The organism is Rhizobium sp. Root1203 (assembly GCF_001424945.1).
Classification (GTDB): Bacteria; Pseudomonadota; Alphaproteobacteria; order Rhizobiales; family Rhizobiaceae; genus Rhizobium.
The window spans coordinates 617,015-634,888 of sequence record NZ_LMCW01000012.1 but is presented as its reverse complement, the minus strand read 5'-3'; the positions used below and the strand labels follow the sequence as shown (position 1 = coordinate 634,888).

The 17,874-nt window shown below is 60.6% G+C and carries 14 protein-coding genes, 1 tRNA gene and 1 other annotated feature; of the genes, 8 read left to right on the top strand and 7 right to left on the bottom strand.

Annotated features, from left to right (window positions below; all coding sequences use genetic code 11):
- The first annotated feature begins 174 nt into the window (after positions 1-174).
- The 5 genes from ASC97_RS13655 (at position 175) to ASC97_RS13635 (ending at position 4,389) form a co-directional block, all read left to right on the top strand.
- Positions 175-1,278 (top strand): DUF2157 domain-containing protein, encoded by a 1,104-nt coding sequence (locus ASC97_RS13655; protein WP_057468851.1) that lies wholly within the window; start codon positions 175-177, stop codon positions 1,276-1,278.
- Positions 1,275-1,865 carry a GDYXXLXY domain-containing protein gene (locus ASC97_RS13650; RefSeq protein ID WP_057468850.1) on the top strand — a complete coding sequence of 197 codons (591 nt, stop codon included), beginning with the start codon at positions 1,275-1,277 and terminating at the stop codon, positions 1,863-1,865. The genes ASC97_RS13655 and ASC97_RS13650 overlap by 4 nt, the downstream gene beginning before the upstream one ends.
- Before the next feature lie 155 nt (positions 1,866-2,020).
- Positions 2,021-2,105: transfer RNA gene (locus ASC97_RS13645), tRNA-Leu, on the top strand.
- Positions 2,106-2,286: 181 nt separating this feature from the next.
- Complete coding sequence (gene tig / locus ASC97_RS13640) at positions 2,287-3,771, top strand: trigger factor (RefSeq protein WP_057468849.1); 1,485 nt, start codon at positions 2,287-2,289, stop codon at positions 3,769-3,771.
- Between the two features lie 192 nt (positions 3,772-3,963).
- Positions 3,964-4,389: a nuclear transport factor 2 family protein gene (locus ASC97_RS13635; RefSeq protein ID WP_057469360.1), complete on the top strand. Its 426-nt coding sequence runs from the start codon at positions 3,964-3,966 to the stop codon at positions 4,387-4,389.
- Positions 4,390-4,398: 9 nt separating this feature from the next.
- Here ASC97_RS13635 and ASC97_RS13630 read toward each other — a convergent pair whose 3' ends face one another.
- The 5 genes from ASC97_RS13630 to map form a co-directional block, all read right to left on the bottom strand.
- Positions 4,399-6,222, bottom strand: coding sequence for a B12-binding domain-containing radical SAM protein (locus ASC97_RS13630; RefSeq protein WP_057468848.1), 1,824 nt, complete (start codon positions 6,220-6,222; stop codon positions 4,399-4,401).
- A 163-nt stretch (positions 6,223-6,385) separates the two neighbouring features.
- Positions 6,386-7,792 carry a Si-specific NAD(P)(+) transhydrogenase gene (gene sthA / locus ASC97_RS13625; protein ID WP_057468847.1) on the bottom strand — a complete coding sequence of 469 codons (1,407 nt, stop codon included), beginning with the start codon at positions 7,790-7,792 and terminating at the stop codon, positions 6,386-6,388.
- 100 nt (positions 7,793-7,892) lie between these two features.
- On the bottom strand, positions 7,893-8,483 hold the full coding sequence (locus ASC97_RS13620) for a dual specificity protein phosphatase family protein (protein WP_057468846.1): 591 nt from the start codon (positions 8,481-8,483) through the stop codon (positions 7,893-7,895).
- Positions 8,484-8,562: 79 nt separating this feature from the next.
- Positions 8,563-9,369, bottom strand: a complete 807-nt coding sequence (gene radC, locus ASC97_RS13615; RefSeq protein ID WP_057468845.1) for a RadC family protein — start codon at positions 9,367-9,369, stop codon at positions 8,563-8,565.
- Between the two features lie 7 nt (positions 9,370-9,376).
- Complete coding sequence (gene map / locus ASC97_RS13610) at positions 9,377-10,213, bottom strand: type I methionyl aminopeptidase (protein WP_057468844.1); 837 nt, start codon at positions 10,211-10,213, stop codon at positions 9,377-9,379.
- 650 nt (positions 10,214-10,863) lie between these two features.
- Positions 10,864-10,919, top strand: a sequence feature (sul1 is cis-regulatory element that is thought to sense ions involved in sulfur or methionine metabolism; They are found in Alphaproteobacteria).
- Positions 10,920-10,990: 71 nt separating this feature from the next.
- On the opposite strand from map, the gene ASC97_RS13605 reads away from it, so the two are divergent.
- The gene (locus ASC97_RS13605) at positions 10,991-12,457 is read left to right on the top strand and encodes a SulP family inorganic anion transporter (RefSeq protein ID WP_057468843.1); all 1,467 of its coding nucleotides are present in this window, start codon (positions 10,991-10,993) and stop codon (positions 12,455-12,457) included.
- A gap of 33 nt (positions 12,458-12,490) precedes the next feature.
- Positions 12,491-13,168, top strand: a complete 678-nt coding sequence (locus ASC97_RS13600) for an NAD(P)H-binding protein (RefSeq protein WP_057468842.1) — start codon at positions 12,491-12,493, stop codon at positions 13,166-13,168.
- Between the two features lie 36 nt (positions 13,169-13,204).
- On the opposite strand, the gene ASC97_RS13595 is transcribed toward ASC97_RS13600, so the two are convergent.
- Positions 13,205-14,500 (bottom strand): DUF2778 domain-containing protein, encoded by a 1,296-nt coding sequence (locus ASC97_RS13595; protein ID WP_057468841.1) that lies wholly within the window; start codon positions 14,498-14,500, stop codon positions 13,205-13,207.
- A gap of 372 nt (positions 14,501-14,872) precedes the next feature.
- On the opposite strand from ASC97_RS13595, the gene ASC97_RS13590 reads away from it, so the two are divergent.
- The gene (locus ASC97_RS13590) at positions 14,873-15,895 is read left to right on the top strand and encodes an SAM-dependent methyltransferase (protein ID WP_443216742.1); all 1,023 of its coding nucleotides are present in this window, start codon (positions 14,873-14,875) and stop codon (positions 15,893-15,895) included.
- A gap of 25 nt (positions 15,896-15,920) precedes the next feature.
- On the opposite strand, the gene phaC is transcribed toward ASC97_RS13590, so the two are convergent.
- Positions 15,921-17,759 carry a class I poly(R)-hydroxyalkanoic acid synthase gene (phaC, locus tag ASC97_RS13585; RefSeq protein ID WP_057468840.1) on the bottom strand — a complete coding sequence of 613 codons (1,839 nt, stop codon included), beginning with the start codon at positions 17,757-17,759 and terminating at the stop codon, positions 15,921-15,923.
- Positions 17,760-17,874 lie beyond the last annotated feature (115 nt).

The following is a 17,874-nucleotide window of genomic DNA, read 5'->3' as shown; positions in this document are numbered from 1 at the left end:
GCATGGCTATTTGGTGGAGCTAGTATATTAGCAAATGAAGGTTATCGATCGATTAATATCCGTCACCAATTTCTCCTATGAGGAATTTGCGTAGGGCCGTTTCCTTGGGGGCTAATCAGCGTCTATAACGGTTGAGATTGAGGGCGCGTCGTCGCGCATTTTGCGGAGTGGGGCATGTACCGCGGGCGTCTGGAGAGAGATTTGTCGCTGTGGGTCGGCAAGGGACTGCTGGGCGGGGAAACCGCAGACGCATTGTTGAAGGAATATGACGCGCGTCCCGCGAGCTTCAGCCTGGGCAATGTACTGACGATCCTCGCGGCAATTTTGTTGACCGCCGCTATTCTTCTCGTCGTTGCATCGAATTGGGAGACGATCCCGCGCCTGGTGCGCGTCTGCCTGATCGTCGCTTTGATCTGGGCCGCTCATCTCGGCGCAGCGGCCATGCTGGCGCGTGGGGCGATAGCGGCCGCCAATGGGCTCCTGGTCATCGGCACACTGAGCTTCGGCGGAGCGATCTCGCTCGTCGGGCAGATGTATCATCTGTCCGGAGACGAACAGAAGGTGATGTATCTCTGGTTCTCTATGGCAGCCGTATCGGCCATTCTGTTTCGCTCGGGAGTCGTCGCCGCGGTGTCGGGATTTCTGGCCTGGGCAAGTTTTGCAGTCTATCTCAACGGCTCCGACATGCGCTGGATGCGTTTTGATGGCTGGATGGTACCGATCATGGCTTTGATCGTCATCGGCCTCGTGCGATATACCGGGGCCGACCGCGCCCGGCATCTTGCGTACCTGTTGCTTGTCGGTTGGCTCGCGTGGCTCTATACGCTTCAATCCGACCCCCGGCTTGCCTGTCTTTACGCTGCGGGCGGGATGGTTGCGTTGATCGTCGTAAGCCTTCCTGTGCCTCGCCTGTCCGGTCTCGTAAGGAGCGCCGGCGTCGCGCCGGCCTTCTACGCGTTCCTCGTTGCCGTCATAGGCTTGTTCTTCCTCCATGTGGAGATTGACAAAGGCGGGTGGTTGGTAGCCCTGGCGCTGGTGACGTTGGCGGCCACAATTTTGGCCATTGCGCTTCAGGGGCGCGACAACGGTGCCGTTCGCTACCTGGCCTATGCGGTGTTTGCCGTCGAGATGCTGTATCTGGCTTCGGTCACGGTCGGTTCGATCCTCGGTACCTCCGGGCTCTTCCTGTGCTCCGGTCTGTTCGTGGCATTCCTGGCCTGGGTCGTCTTCCGCCTCGAACGTAGATTTGCGGGCAGAGCAGGGGAGGCGAGCCTATGAGTATCTTTTCGCTGAAACCTCAAACCGGGCGCCGCTGCCTCGCTGCCGCCGTCGCTGTCGCGGCCCTTCAGACGGCGGTGCTTGGTTATGTGATCGAAGGCCGGGCGGCCATCCTGCGCAACGGAACGGATGTGTTGCTGAAAACCGCACCGGTCGATCCGCGCGATTTCCTGCGCGGTGATTATGTGGTGCTGAACTATGAGATATCCTCCGTTCCGCTGCAGTCGTTGACAGGTGAGATTCCCAAGGAGCCGGGAGAGCGCAGCCTTTGGGTTCGGGTGAAGCAAGGCGAGGGTGGTTTCTGGGGAGTTGTCGAATCGTCCTTCCAGCCCCTGCCGCAACAAGAAGCCACGGTCGTTCTGCATACCATGCCGTTCTACAGCTATGGCAACGCTCAGACCGAGAGCATCCATGTCGACTATGGGATCGAGCGCTATTACGTGCCCGAAGGCGCAGGATTGGCGCTGGAGCAGGCGCGGCAGGAGGGCGAGGTTTCAATTGCGGTCCGCGTTGCCGCTGACGGAACCCCACAGATACGGAGTCTGCTGGTGGACGGTAAGCCCGCCTATGACGAGCCTCTTTACTGAGTTGGAGCGGCATCGTGTGGAAGGCCGCCTGAATAGGCGAAAATCCCTGTCATCAGGCCTTCATTTTTCCTTTGCCTCTACCAAATCGGGTGTTATAGAGACGCCGCGCTCCGGAAGGCCTCATGTGCAGGCATATGCATGCGGTTTTTGAGAACGCGGGTATGGTGAAATTGGTAGACACGCCAGATTTAGGTTCTGGTGCCGCAAGGCGTGGGAGTTCAAGTCTCTCTACCCGCACCAAGAGCTTGCAGGCGGGGGGGCCGAACAGGTGTTCCCCGATTGCCCGGTAGCAAGCGCCGTTTCGCCTGGGGCGGAACGAATAAGAATTGAGAACAAGCCACGCCCGGCAACTTTCCGGCGTCGTGCTCATCGAAACGAACGGCGTCTGGGCACGGCCGCCACGAAATGAAGGTAGGAAGACATGCAGGTTATCGAAACGCTCGCTGAAGGGCTGAAGCGCGAAATCAAGGTCGTAATCCCGGCCAAGGACATGGAAGTCAAGATGAACGAGCGTCTTGCCGACGTGAAGGACAAGGTCCGGATCAACGGCTTTCGCCCGGGCAAGGTTCCGACCGCGCACCTGAAGAAGGTGTATGGAAAGTCCATCATGGCCGACCTCGTCAACGAGATCGTTCGCGAACAGCCGACCGCCATCCTTGCCGAGCGTGGCGAAAAGTCCGCAACGCAGCCGGAAGTCGCGATGACGGAAGACAAGGACGAAGCGGACAAGATCCTCGCAGCCGAGCAGGATTTCGAATTCACGCTCTCCTATGAAGTCCTGCCGCCGATCGAACTGAAGTCCGTCAAGGGCGTCAAGATCACACGCGAAGTCGTTGATATATCGGACGAAGAAGTCACCGAGCAGGTCCTCAAGGTTGCTGAGAGCGCCCGCTCTTACGAAACCAAGAAGGGCAAGGCTGCCGACGGCGACCGCATCACGATGGACTACGTCGGCAAGGTCGACGGCGAAGCCTTCGAAGGCGGCACCGATCAGGGCGCCGAACTCGTTCTCGGCTCCGGCCGCTTCATCCCGGGCTTCGAAGAGCAGCTGGTCGGCACCAAGGCCGGTGAAGAAAAGACCATCAAAGTCACGTTCCCGGCTGACTATCCGGCCAAGAACCTCGCTGGCAAGGACGCCACCTTCGACGTTACCGTCAAGGATGTTGCTGCTCCGGCCGAGGTGGAAATCAACGATGAACTGGCAAAGAAGCTCGGCCTTGAATCGGCTGACCGTCTGAAGGAAATCGTCCGCGGCCAGATCGAATCGCAATACGGCTCGCTGACCCGCCAGAAGGTGAAGCGTCAGATCCTCGATCAGCTCGACGAAATGTACAAGTTCGAGACGCCGACCTCGCTCGTTGAAGCCGAGTACAACGGCATCTGGAACCAGGTCGCCAACGACCTCGCACAGTCCGGCAAGACCTTCGAAGACGAAGACACGACCGAAGAACAGGCTCGCGAAGAGTACAAGAAGCTTGCTGAGCGCCGCGTTCGCCTCGGTCTCGTCCTCTCCGAAATCGGCGAAAAGGCCGGTGTCGAAGTGAGCGAAGACGAAATGCAGCGGGCGATCTACGAACAGCTGCGTCAGTACCCGGGCCAGGAAAAGCAGATCCTCGAATTCTTCCGTAGCCAGCCGGGTGCAGCCGCCTCGATCCGCGCTCCGATCTTCGAAGAAAAGGTCATCGACCATCTGCTGACTGAGATCGACGTCACGGACAAGAAGGTAACCAAGGAAGAGCTGCTGGCCGAAGAAGAAGGCGAAGGCTCCGAGAAGGAAGCCAAGAAGGCTGCGCCGAAGAAGAAGACTGCTGCTGCAAAGGCTGAAACCGCCGAAGGCGAAGAAGCTGCAGCCCCGAAGAAGAAGGCAGCTCCGAAGAAGAAGGCTTCCGAGGACGGCGCCGAGTAACTTTTCGGCTCCTCCATTCCAATCGAAACCCCGCCCTTGTGCGGGGTTTCTTGTTTTCCGGAAGACGGCAACTGCATCCGGGGAGGGGCGCCACAGGGGTTCTCTACCACCAAAGGGGAGGGTGTGCTCCATATGGTTGCATTGCCGCATGATCGGGGGCAGACTGGCCATGGCAAAGAGGGGATTTTTGCGATGGTTTCCAAGGATGAGCTCAAGGGCCTTGTGGAGCGGATTTTCGAGGCCCGCAGGGAAGGGGATCTCGACAGCCTGATGTCGTTTCTTGCAGACGATTGCGTGTTCCGCGTTGTCGGCAACCAGCATCTTGCGCCGTTGACCGACCCTGTGGTCGGCGCGGAAGCCCTTCGCCGAACGATGCGGCAGCTGATCGACGGCTGGGATATGAAAGCGATCGAGTTCGTATCCATCCATGTCGACGGCAACGTTGCGCTGGTTCACCGCAGGGGTCGCATGCGCTGCGGTGCGACGGAGTTCGACACCGAGATCATGGACAAGATGACCTTCGAGGACGGGAAGGTGAAGGAGTGCGTTGAATTCATCGATACGCTGCAGACCGCGGTGATACTCAATTTGGTCCAAGCGCCTGCCGTGCAGATGTAGCGATAATTTTCAGACCGGCCCGCCGACGGCCCGGTGTGCATGGGTCAGCTCCGCAACCTTTTTGATGTGCGAAACTGCGGCAAGGCCGCCAGCCGTCTTGGTAAACAGCTCGAGCGTCTCGTCTTCATGATCGCCGACCGGCGTCAGCGCCTGATCCATGTAGGTTTTCGTTTCCTTGTCGCGGGCAATGAAAAATGCATTGGTCGCCAGCCGTGCAATGGTCGCGCCAAGCGACGCATGCTTGGCGGCAGTCTGCCAGATGAATCGAGGCCAGAAGACGAATGCGCTTTCGTGCGGCAGTCCGGGGCGTCGCTCCGACGGATGCTTCAGCCGAAGCAGCCCGCTCTGCAGCGGATGCACGTTTTCGAGCGGCACTGTGGTTGCAAAGGACACGAGGATCTTGACGAGGCTCGCCAGGGGAACGCCGGTCGCCACCGCGCGGCGCAGCAGCGTCTTCATGTGTTCGGGCGTATAATAGAGAGACCACGCCTCCCGGTAGATGCTCTCCCATTCTGCCTTGCTCATCTTCTGATGCGCGGTGCAGACGTGCTCGACGTCGTAGATGTTGAGATCGGCATCCATCTCGACATCCTTCTTCCACAATGTCTGATGGTCCTCCGAGCCCGGCAGCGGCGTCAGACAGAAGAACTCGATCACATCGAGGGGAAGCTCATGCTGGATGATGGCGATGTCGCGCCGGATCGATTCTGGCGTATCGGCCGGGAACCCGAGGATATAACCTGCAAGCGTCATGATGCCTTGCGCCTTCCAGGCAAGCAGCATCTTGCGGTATTCGGTGATCTTGTTCTGGTTCTTCTTGGCAATCGTGAGGTTGTCCGGGTTGACGTTCTCCAGCCCGATGAACACGCGCGTCACACCGGCACGCTTGGATTTTTCGATGAAGTTCGGGATCTTGTGGCACAGCGTATCGACCTGGATCATCAGGCCGAGTGGAATGCCATCCTTCTCGCGGAGTTCGATCAACCTGTCGAAGATCGCTTCCCAATCCCGGTTGCGGGCGAAATTGTCGTCGGTGATGAAGAACTTGTGGATGCCCTGCGCCCAGTTCATCCGCACCAGCTTCTCGACATCGTCGGCCGTGCGAAAGCGAGATTTGCGGCCCTGCACGTTGATGATGGTGCAGAAGGAGCACTGATACGGACAGCCGCGGCCGGCATCGAAGCTCGTGCTGAGGCCGAGCGTGTGCGTCACATTGGCCTTCGGCAGGAAGGGAACGGCCGCTCCCTCGATGCTCGGCAGGTCGTTCATGTAGTTGTAGAGCGGCGCCAGCGTACCGGAAGCGGCGTCCTGAAGCACCGTGTCGAGACGCCCTTCGGCCTCTCCGGCAAACATCGAGATTCCCATCTCCCGGCAGGCATCGAGGCCAACCGCCTTGCCATCGAGCATCGCCAGGCATCCTGAAACATGGAAGCCGCCCATCGACACGGCAATGCCGGCATCGCGGAACGGACGGGCGATATCCAGCGCACGCGGATACTGGTTCGACTGCACGCCGACGAGGGCGACCATGCCGAAATTGCCGTTTGCCTTCAGAAGGCTGAGAAGGGAGGGAATGTTGACCCGGGTGTTGGTCTCGTCGACGACCGTTATGTCGATGCCCACATTCGGACCCAGCACCTTGCGCTCGGCACAATCGGCCGCAATTCCATAGAGCGCTGCGAGCGAATTCGAAGGGATCATGGCCCGCCACCAGCGGATCACATAGCCATCGTCATCGTAGTGAGACGGCTTGATCAGAATGAGCTGGAAATTCCGTTCTGAAGTTTCGGATAGATCTCGCACGGTTACTCGCTGGTAAGAGAGAACCCCCATGCACCGACGCTATCAGAGACCACGAATATTACAAGGGAAGCTTTGACCCGGACGCCCGGCGGGAAAAGCGTCTTTTCCGAAACCCGTTCGTCTGTGCTTAAGCTGTTGTTTTTTCGTGATATACTCGCCCGGAAATCTGGGTGCCTTCCAGGCAAACATGACATCAGAGTTCCGATTTGATGTCGCCCATGCGGTTCCAGGCATCGAGGCCGGCGATCTTGTAGGCCTCCGCGAGAGTCGGATAGTTGAAGGTGTTCTCGACGAAATACTCCACGGTACCCTTGAGGTTGAGCACCGCCTGGCCGATGTGTACCAGTTCGGTCGCACCCTCGCCGACGATATGGACGCCCAGCAGGCGGCGGGTCTTCAGCGAGAAGATCAGCTTCAGAAGCCCGGTGTCCAGACCCATGATATGGCCGCGCGAGGTCTCGCGGAAACGGGCGATGCCGCATTCGTAGGGAATGCCGCGCTCCTTCATCTCCTCCTCCGTAAGGCCGCAGGTCGAAATTTCAGGCACGGCGTAAATGCCATACGGGAAGTACTTCGGGGGCTCCTTGGCGACCGCACCGATCGCGACGCGCGCCGCGATCCGGCCCTGTTCCATCGACGTGGACGCAAGGCTCGGGAAGCCGACGACGTCGCCGGCCGCATAGATGTTCGGCACCGAGGTCTGGAAGGTCTCGGGATTGACCTTGAGACGACCGCGGCTGTCTGCCTCCAGGCCGGCAGCCGCAAGGTTGAGCGTGTCGGTCGCGCCCATCCGTCCGGCTGCAAACAGCACCATGTCGCTCACCAGCCGGCGGCCGTTGTCGAGCAGCAGTTCGACCTTTCCATTGTCGAGCCGCGTCACCGTGTCAGCCTTGGTGCCGAGCAGGATCTTCATGTTGCGATCGCGCAGCTGATAGGTGAAATCCTCGATGATCTCCTTGTCGATGAAGTCCAGCATCGTCGGCTTTGGATCGATGACCGTAACGGCGGTATCCAGCGCGCTGAAGATCGTCGCGTATTCGATGCCGATGACGCCTGCGCCGATCACGGTCATCGAGCGCGGCAGCTCCTGGATTTCAAGCAGCTCGTCACTGTCGAGGACGGTCTTGTTGTCGAAGGGAATATAGTCCGGCCGAAACGGCTTGGTTCCGACGGCGAGCAGAATGCTCGCGCCTGTCACCTTCAGCACTTCACCATCGTCCTTGACGACCTCAAGCGTCGAGGGATCGGCAAAGCTCGCCTTGCCGCGGATGTGCTGAACGCGATTGCGCGCAAACTGATGCTCGAGAACCTCGACCTCATGATCGAGCGTGATCAGAAGCCGGCGCCGGAGATCGTCGGCGCTGATTTCGTCCTTGACGCGGTAGGCCTTGCCGTAAAAACCGCGTTCGCGCCAGCCGGACAGATTGAGCGCCGTCTCGCGCAGCGTCTTGGACGGGATCGTGCCGGTATGGACGGAAACGCCGCCGACACGCTTGCCCTGTTCGATGACCAGCACCTTCTTGCCGAGTTTGGCGGCTTGAATTGCGCCGCGGCGGCCTGCCGGGCCGCTACCGACAACAACGAGATCGTACTGGAACATGAGCTGGCCCCGATTGGAAAGCTGGAATCATTTTGCGACGCAAAATGTGGCGCGATCACGGGTAGCTGGTCAATGTTGCAGATTGATTTACGCGCGACTATCAGGATTGGGCGAAGCCAAGGAGCGGTTCCATCATCTCGAACGTGCGATCCATGGCGAATGCACGGGAAATCGGCAGCCCGAGATGGCCGTAGAAGATCGACATCTGGCCTTCGGCGGTCTTTTCGTTGGCATTGGCGATCGCCGCCAGATAGAGCGCCGATGCAAGTCCGGTCCGATCGGCGCCCGACCGGCAGTGGATCAGGATCGGCTTCGGCGCGTCGCGCATGATCTTGATGAGGGCCCGGGCCTTTTCCTCGGACAGTTCCCTGGCGGCGGACATGCTGAAGTCGATGTGCGTTATGTTGAGCGCCTTGGCTTGTGCAACTTCGGCAGTATACCAATCCGGCTTGTTCGATTCGCCGCGCAGGTTCAGGATGGTCTTGATCCCATAGCGCTTTTCCAGGTCCGCGATCGCTTCCGCGGACGGTTGCGACGAGCGATAGACCTCTCCGGGTATCACAGTATGAAAGTTGTCCGTGGCCGCGAGATAGGAGGAATAGCCGCCAACGATGAGAAAGAGCAGTATCGCGGGGTATAATGCCACCGTCCGATAGAGAGAGGATCTCCGGGAAGCGATTTTTTTCGTCATCAATGGTCCCGATCAGGATGGTTGCAGCATGGCTGCTTTGCCACCCAAACCTGACGGACACCTGAAAACGAAAATCCCCTTAGATCAGACGCAAGCCTTTCAGACTGGCGTGCCCATCCTTTCCGACGATGATGTGATCGTGAACGGTAATCCCCAGCGGCTTCGCCGTATCGATGATCATCTTGGTCATGTCGATGTCCGCGCGGGAAGGGGTGGGGTCGCCCGAGGGGTGGTTGTGGACGAGAATGAGGGCGGTGGCGGAAAGCTCAAGTGCGCGCTTCACCACTTCGCGCGGATAGACCGGAGTGTGATCGACCGTGCCGAGCCCCTGCACCTCGTCCGCAATCAGCGCATTGCGCTTGTCGAGAAAGAGAATGCGGAACTGCTCGCGTGTCTCATGGGCCATGGCCGCCTGGCAATACTGGATGACGGAGGACCAGGAGGCGAGCACCTGCTTGCCCCGGAGTTCGCTTTTCAGCGTCCGGTGCGCAACCGTCGAAATCAGCTTCAGGTCGAGCGCAACAGCTTCGCCGACCCCCGTCACCTCGCGCAGCAGCGGCGTCGCTGCCCCGAAAACGCCCGCCAGGGATCCGAAGCGCTCGATAAGCGCCTTTGCAATGGGCTTGGTATCCCGGCGCGGGATCAGCCGAAAGAGCAGCAACTCGAGCAGCTCGTAATCTGCAAGCGCCGTGTCCCCATGTTCCCGAAATCGGTTGCGCAGCCGTTCCCGGTGCCCGTGATAGTGCTCTTCCTTTGCCGGCTGTCCATGAGAGATCGCTTGGGTGGACTGTTCCGCAAAGAACGCCCGCTCGTCGACGGCCGTTTCATCCGCTGCCTCATAGGGCAGTTCGTCGTCGCCGGTGAACGGAGCGGGTACTTTTGCCATCAGCTGCTCATCGGCTGAGGGGCGGTAGCCCCGGTCTGTCGAGGCCGCGCGGCGAGAGGGTGAAGATCTCGCAGCCATCGGCGGTCACGCCGACCGTGTGCTCGTATTGCGCCGACAGCGAGCGGTCGCGGGTGACGGCCGTCCAGCCGTCCGCGAGAACCTTCACATGTGGGCGACCGAGATTGATCATCGGCTCGATGGTGAAGATCATGCCTTCACGCAGCTCCGGCCCTTCGTTGGCGCGGCCGTAGTGCAGGATATTCGGTGAATCGTGGAAGAGCGAGCCGACCCCGTGACCACAGAAGTCACGCACCACCGAGCAGCGCTCCGCTTCCGCATAGGTCTGGATTGCCTCGCCGATGGCCCCGGTGCGGGAGCCTGGGCGAACGGCGCCAATGCCGCGCATCAGCGATTCGTAGGTGACTTCCAGCAATCGTTCCGCGGCGCGCTTGACCGCTCCGACGGGGTACATTCGGCTGGAATCGCCATGCCAGCCATCGACGACATAGGTCACGTCGATGTTGACGATATCGCCATCGCGAAGCGGCTTCCCGTCCGGAATGCCGTGGCAGACGACGTGGTTGATCGAGGTGCAGGTCGACTTCGTGTAGCCGCGGTAATTCAGGGTGGCCGGATAGGCGCCGTTGTCCATGCCGAACTCGAAGACGAACCGATCGATCGCGTCGGTCGCGACGCCGGGCTGCACGATCGCGGCCAGCTCGTCCAGGCAACGCGCCGTGACCTGACAGGCCTTGCGCATGCCCTCGAATGCCTCTGAACCGTATATCCTGATGGCGCCCGTATTCTTCGACGGCGCGGAGGAGGCTTCGATGTAATTTACCATGGAAGGGCCTTAGCAGAAATTGTCTTTGTCGTACATAATGCAGCTATGCCGGGTTCGTCCATCGGGATCAATGGGCTTTGGGGTGATTTGTGGCGTTGCGCCTTACCCTGCGATCTTGCCCTGCGCCCTTGCCTATCCGTGACGGGTCGACGTGGGTGACGCGAGGCTGCGTTTCGACTATCGCCAGTGCAAGGCTTCTCGGTCACGCGGCCTGATCACCCGTGGTTTGGCCATTCTGACTTACTCGGACGGGCGCTGGAAATTGCCGCGTCGGAGTAAAAATATATGGCGCTTCCCAGCGCCCCGTTCGGCGGTTTATGCCCGCAACTCCGGTCTCTCTGCATTCCCCTCCTAATTTTCGCCGGGGGAGTGCCAACCTCATTCCTGTGCTCGTCACAGGAATCCAGTGCGCCCAAGTCCTTGGGCGCGCGGAAAACTCTTCCTCCGACAACAAAGAGCGGGTCATTCACGGCGCCGGCCGCCGTGGCTGGATTCCTGTGACGAGCACAGGAATGAGGTGGAGGGGAGGTGGGCGTGGGCGTGGGCGTGGAAGGAGGCAGAGGCATTGCGGTCGATGAGATTGGTCGGCGTCAAACCGACGACCGGCGTTGCGTGCGGCAGGCAATGCAGTCTATAAACCGGCCACTCACCACGGACCCGGTGAAACTCCGGGTGGCTCTTCTGGCCGCCGATCCGCCAGACAACGCAAAACCTGCACGCCAAATGCAACCGCTCCGGTGGGGTGCGTTGGGCTACGCTTTGCGAGACTTCAAACACATGCAATTTTCATCCATTCGCAGGGATTGGTTCGCCAATCCGACACGCGAGATGCTCGCCGGAGCAGTCGCGACATTCGCCCTGATCCCCGAGGTCATTGCCTTCTCGTTTGTCGCGGGCGTCGACCCGCAGGTCGGCCTCTTTGCCTCCTTCGTCATCGGCATCGTCATTGCCTTTACGGGCGGCCGGCCGGCGATGATTTCGGCTGCAGCCGGATCGGTCGCCCTGGTCGCGGCGCCTCTGGTCCACGCTCACGGACTGCCTTACCTCTTCGCAGCGGGGCTGCTGGCCGGCATCATCCAGATCCTCTTCGGGCTTCTGCGCCTCGGCGTCCTCATGCGGTTCGTGTCCAAGTCTGTCCGGACCGGCTTCGTCAATGCGCTGGCGATACTGATCTTCGGCGCCCAGCTGCCGCATATCCTCGGTGGAGACTGGATCGCCTACGCTATGCTGGCGGCCGGGCTGGCCGTCATCTATCTCGTTCCGCGCATTACCACCGCGATCCCGTCGCCGCTGATATGCATCCTTGTCCTGACGATCGCCTCGGTCACGCTGCATCTGCCGGTTCTGACGATCGCCGATCTGGGAAAGCTCCCTGATTCGCTTCCCGTCTTCGCCTGGCCTGCTGTTCCGCTGACGATCGAGACGCTGGCGATCATCTCTGGCCCAGCCCTTGCGATCGCCATGGTGGGCCTGCTTGAATCCATGATGACGGCCAGCGTCGTCGACGACCTCACAGACACGCCGAGTTCGAAGAACAGGGAATGCACCGGCCTCGGCATCGCCAATGCCGCGTCCAGTCTCTTTGGCGGTATCGCGGGGTGCGGGATGATCGGGCAGACGGTCAGCAACGTGAAATACGGCGGGCGGGGGCGTCTCTCCACCCTGTTTGCGGGTGCGCTCTTGCTGGTCCTGATGGTTCTGCTCAAGCCCTGGGTCTCGCAGGTGCCGGTCGCCGCTCTGGTGGCCATCATGGTCATGGTCTCGATCGACACGTTCGATTGGTCGTCCCTGCGGATGATGGTGTTCCACCCTAAGACCTCGAGCGTCGTCATGCTGGCGACTGTCGTGGTCACCGTGGCCAGCTCAAATCTTGCGTTGGGCGTCACGGTCGGGGTGCTGTTGAGCGGAGTGTTCTTCACCTTCAAGGTTGCGCGCCTGCTGAGCGTAGACGCTGAAGCCGATACATCCGCAAAAACGCTCGCGTACCGGGTTTCAGGCCAGGTCTTCTTCGCATCCGCCGATATGTTCATCGAAGCCTTCGACTTCCGCGAAGCCATCGGCATGACGGTATCAATCGATGTGTCCCAGGCGCATTTCTGGGACATCACCGCCGTTGCCGCGCTGGAGCGGGTCGTCCAGCGGTTCAAGGCGCATGGCATCGAGGTGGAGGTGGCCGGGCTCAATCAGGCGAGCGCGATGCTGATCGGGCGTCTCGACAAGACGACAAACTTGAAGGAGGTTTGATCGAGCAGCGTTGGCATCGCCAGGGACATTCAAATGAACATACTAATATTCGGAGCCACCGGAATGGTCGGCCAGGGCGTGTTGCGCGAGTGCCTGCTTGCCGACGACGTCCGGCATGTCACGGTCGTGGGCCGCGAGCCGGTCCCCACCGTCCATCCAAGGATGACGCAGATCATCAAGGCCGACCTCTTTGACTACACCGATATCGAGGAGCAGATCGCGGGCTTTGACGCATGTTTCTTCTGCCTCGGAGTCTCATCCGCCGGAATGACCGAAGAAGCCTACACGCACGTCACCTACGATCTGACGATGGCGGCCGCGGAGGCCCTGGCGAGATCGAACCCTCCGATGACGTTCGTCTATGTCTCGGGAGCAGGCACGGACTCGACCGGCACCGGCCGGACGATGTGGGCCCGCGTCAAGGGCAGGACGGAGAACGCGTTGCAGGGCCTGCCGTTTTCCGCTGTGTTTCTGTTTCGGCCCGGCATCATCCAGCCGCTCCACGGCATCCGATCGAAGACGCGCTCCTATCAGGTTCTCTACAGCGTCATGGCGCTTGTGCTGCCGGTCATGCGGCGGCTGCGTCCTGATCTCGTCCTGACGACCGAGGTCATCGGAAAGGCGATGCTCGAGGCGGCTAGGACCGGCAGGGGACGCGCGGTGCTTGGCAGCAGGGAGATCGATGCCCTGGCAAGGGGCATTCGCCGGTAGCGGCGGATGCCAGCATCCGACAGCCGCGTTCGTGGCTTACGATCGGGATGAAAACAGCGATGCGAGGCGCGATGCCGGCTTGTTCGGCATGCTGGTGACCACGACCAGCTGGCGGATTTCCCCGCGCTTGAACGCAGCAAGGAAGCGCTTGTAATCCTTGACGGAAACGCAACCGTTGGAATCGCCGCGGGCACCGAGCATGTAGGTGTGGGCAAGAAGGCCGACGCGATTATAGACGTTGCCGGCGCCGCCGACGGGATTGAGGCGGATTGCTTCCACGCCGTGGAACAGGCTTTCGCGCATCGTCAGGGCATAGGTATGCGGAGGCGTCGGTCCCCGGTTCTTTGCGTGCACGTAACGCGGATTGTCGCGCATTTTTCCGAGGCCGGAATGGGCTTCCAGGCGTTCGCCGTTCGGGAGGTAGACGACATTGGCGGAGATATCGTAGACCGCGACGCCGTTGCGGGCGACCGGATTGGAAAGCCGCTTGGGAACGATGGGAATCTCGCCCTCGTCGTCGCCGACATCGGGTCGGGCATAAGCAAGCACCGGCTCTGCCGGGCGGGCCGCAGGTCCTCGCTTGTTCAATCCGTCCGGACGCGCCATCGGCAGCGGCACGCTGGCGTTGCTGTTGTTGAGCACGAGATCGAAGGCGGAACCTTCGTCAGCTGCTTCCTTCATCTCGGCATCGGCTGCCACGCTTGCAACCTCGACCGGCTTCTGGGGGATCGTCGTGTCACGCGCAGGCTGCGCCTCCGGCCCGGCTGCCGCGCGCGGCGGAGCGGCGAGCGCGAGAAGAGCGGGGCCTTCGATCGCCGCGACTTCTTCCTTCGTCGGAATGACGATACGATCGCTCGGCGTGGCGCTGGCCACGACAGCGGCGGGCGCCGGCGCGAGCGCGTCGTCCTTTGATTTTTGTTCGACCGGTGCCGCGGCGGCCACTGTCGTGGGCTTCGCCGGAGCGGCTTCCGCGACGGCGAGTGGAGCGGAGCTGCCGATGAACGCCGTCGTCAGGGCGGATGGGGCAACGACGCGCTCCCCCTTGGCCGTCAGCGCACCCAACCGCGAAAATTTCGCCACGTGCACGACGCGTTCCTTCGCCGGCTGAATGGCAGCGACCTTCGGCTTGAACGAGATGTCCGTCAGCGTACCGGGTTGCGTCGAAGGCGCAATCGCATGCATTGCCGCAACCGTCGTAACGACCCATGCGGAAGCGGCGAAGCCGGCACCAAAGAGAGTTGCACCCGAGAGAAAGCGGAATGAGCGGCGTAAACGAGAAATGGACTTACCTATCGGCCTGGTATTGGCAAACACATCGACCGCAAACGCCATGATACTCGTCTTTCGCAACGCGTTACTAGGCCGGCGGTACTGACACATGGATACTTCTTCGCCGGGGCGGGTAATGGAGCAACAGGGCCAAATTGCGGCCCGGCGCCATTTGCCGCCGTTTGCAGGATGACGAATTATGGTAACCAATTTCTTTACGTGATCGAATTATCTGCACCGATCCGTCGCGACAGCTCTCGCCCGCTTGCGTGATTTTTCTGACGTCACGCCTCTTCAGGATACTGTTCGACCGTGTTGAAATGACCGAAATTCGGCACCTATCCAGCTGATGTGAATGCAATATTAGTAGATGGTGTAATTCCGTCCGGATTCTGCTAAAGAGTGTGGCGCTGGATCTCTCGGGAGGGGAAGCCGATGTCTTCGATGGATGGTCTCGCTGGCGCCGATGTCTCGCCTGCGTTGGTGGTCGATGGAATGTTCGCCTATCGCAAGACGGCAGCGCTGAAGGCTGCAATCGAACTTGAGCTCTTCACCATGATCGGCGGCGTAGGCCGCACGGCAAAGTCACTGGCGGCAGAATCTGGATATGCCGAGCGCGGATTGCGCATTCTCTCCGATTTTCTGGTGGTGTCGGGGTTCCTGACGAAGAACGGCGAGGACTATGCATTGACGCCGTCCAGCCAGGTTTTCCTGGACCGGCGTTCGCCTGCCTATATGGGAGCGGCGATCGACTTCCTGGCATCCCCGGAAATGGTGTCGCTGTTCCTCGACGACCCGGCTGCCAGCGTGCGCAACGGCGGTGCAGTCGGTCTGGCGAATGTCGCGCCCGACAATCCCGTGTGGGTGAGGTTTGCCCGAGCCATGGGTGCGTTCACCGGCGGCAGCGCACAGGCCCTGGCATCGGAGGTCGCCGGATGGCCGAAGCCGCCCGCCAAGGTGCTGGATGTCGCTGCCGGTCCGGGCGCTTTCGGGATCGAAATTGCAAAGGTGGCGTCGTCCGCCAGGATCGTCGCTCTGGATTGGAAGCCGGTCCTTGCCGTGACCGAGCAGAATGCCGGGAATGCCGGCGTGGCTGCCCGCTTCAGCTTCGTGCCGGGCAGCGCGTTCGACGTTGATTGGGGTGAGGAATACGACCTTGTCCTGCTGCCGAACTTCCTGCACCATTTCGATATCGATGGCTGCGTCACGCTTTTGAAGAAGGCGCGCGCGAGCCTTGCTCCCGGGGGACGGGTTGCTGTCGTCGAATTCGTCCCGAACGATGACCGGGTGTCGCCTGAATTTCCCGCGGCCTTTGCCTGGGTGATGCTCGCGACGACACCGAGGGGCGATGCCTATACGGAGCGCGAACTCGCCGACATGGCGAGGCTCGCCGGCTTCCGCGCTGTCGTCGCGAAGCCGCTGCCGCCATCCCCGGCAAGCCTGATCTTCTTCGAGTGATCTGGCAAGGAGCGGCCAGCGCGCCTCAGGCCCGCTCCATGACATAGCTGCCCGGTGCTTCCTCGATCGCGTTCAGCGCCGCGCCTCCGGGTTTGCGCGCGGGAACGCGCGTCGCGTCCTTGGCTTCGATCCACGTCTGCCAGTGAGGCCACCACGAGCCGGCTGTTTCCTCGGCGGTGCCGAGCCAGGCCTCATAGTCGCCCCTGACGGGGCCTCCGCTCCAATATTGATACTTCTTCTTGTCCGGTGGATTGACGACGCCGGCTATATGGCCGGAGCCCGCCAGCACGAAATCGACTTTGCCGCCGAAGAACTGGCTGCCGACAAACACCGATTTAGCCGGAGCGATATGGTCCTCGCGCGTCGCCAGGTTATAGATCGGGATCTTGACCGCCTTCAGCGAGACGTTCTGGCCGTCGAGGACCATTTCCCCCTTTGTCAGAGCGTTTTTCAGGTAGCAGTTGCGCAGGTAGAAAGCATGGTTCGCTGCTGCCATGCGCGTCGAATCGGCGTTCCAGAACAGTAGGTCGAAGGGCATCGGCTCCTGGCCCTTCAGGTAGTTGTTGATGACATACGGCCATATGAGCTCGGACGCCCGCAGCATGTTGAAAGCGATCGCCATCTTCGAGCCGTCGAGGTAGCCGATCTCCTCCATCTGGGTCTCTAGCCGCGTCAGCTGTTCCTCGTCGACGAAAACCTTGAGGTCGCCCGCGTGGGTAAAATCGACTTGCGTGGTGAAGAGGGTCGCGGTCTTGATGCGCTTGTTCTTCTCCTTGGCATGCAACGCAAGCGTAGCCGCGAGCAGCGTGCCTCCGACGCAATAGCCGATCGCGTTCACATCCGTCTCGTCGGTCGCCTTCTCGATTGTCTCCAGCGCGAAGTCGATGCCCTCGCGCGCATAGGCAGCCCAGTCCTTCCGCGCATGCCGCGCGTCGGGATTGACCCAGGAGATGACGAAGACGGTATGCCCCTGGTCGACACACCATTTGATGAAGGATTTCTGCGGGTTGAGATCGAGAATATAGAATTTGTTGATCCACGGCGGGCAGATAAGGAGAGGGCGCTTCAGCACGGTTTCCGTCACGGGCTCGTACTGGATGATCTGGCATATCTCGTTCTGCGCTATGACCTTGCCCGGCGTCATCGCCATGTCGCGCCCGACCGCGAATTTGGTCATGTCGGTCTGGCGCATCTTCAGATCGCCATGACCGGCCATGATGTCCTCGGTCAGCATCTTCATGCCGCGCACCAGGTTCTCGCCGCTGGTCGCGATGGTCTCTCTGTAGAGCTGAGGATTGGTTGCGACGAAGTTGGTCGGCGAAAGGGCAGCGGTAATCTGCTTGACGTAGAAGCCCGCCTTGTGGCGGGTGTGCTCGTCGAGGCCTTCGGTCTCGGTGACGAGCTTCTCGGCCCAGTCCGTGGTGACGAAGTAGGCCTGCTTGAGAAATTCGAAAAACGGATTCTTCTGCCAGTCTTCGTCCGAAAACCTTTTGTCTTTGCGGTCAGGCTCGGGCGCAGCCGATTCGCCCTGCATACGCTGCATCGAGCGCATCCACACACCGAAGAAACTGCTCATCAGCTGCGTCTGCGCGTCGAAGGCGCGCCGCGGGTCGGAGATCCAGTATTCGGTGACCTTGGACAGCGTCTTGACCATGTCCGTCATCGGCTCGACGGCATTCTCGCTGATCTCCCCGCGCTCGCGCGGTGCAAGCCAGGCGGAAGCCGCTTTACCGAGATTTTCCAGGGCGCGGGCAAAATTCATCGCCATCGCCTCGGGATCCTTCATCAGATAGGGATCGAGGTCGTTTGCGTCAAAGCCCGGGGCTTTCGCCTTGTCGCCGTTCTCCTGCTTGCTGTCGGTCACGTGTCTCCTCCGGCGGCAGCATGTTTCTGCAAATCAAGTTGTACATCTGGAAAGATCGATAAAACAAGTTCCGCTGTCGGGCGTTCATGCTATTGCTTTGTGCCTGCGGCGAATT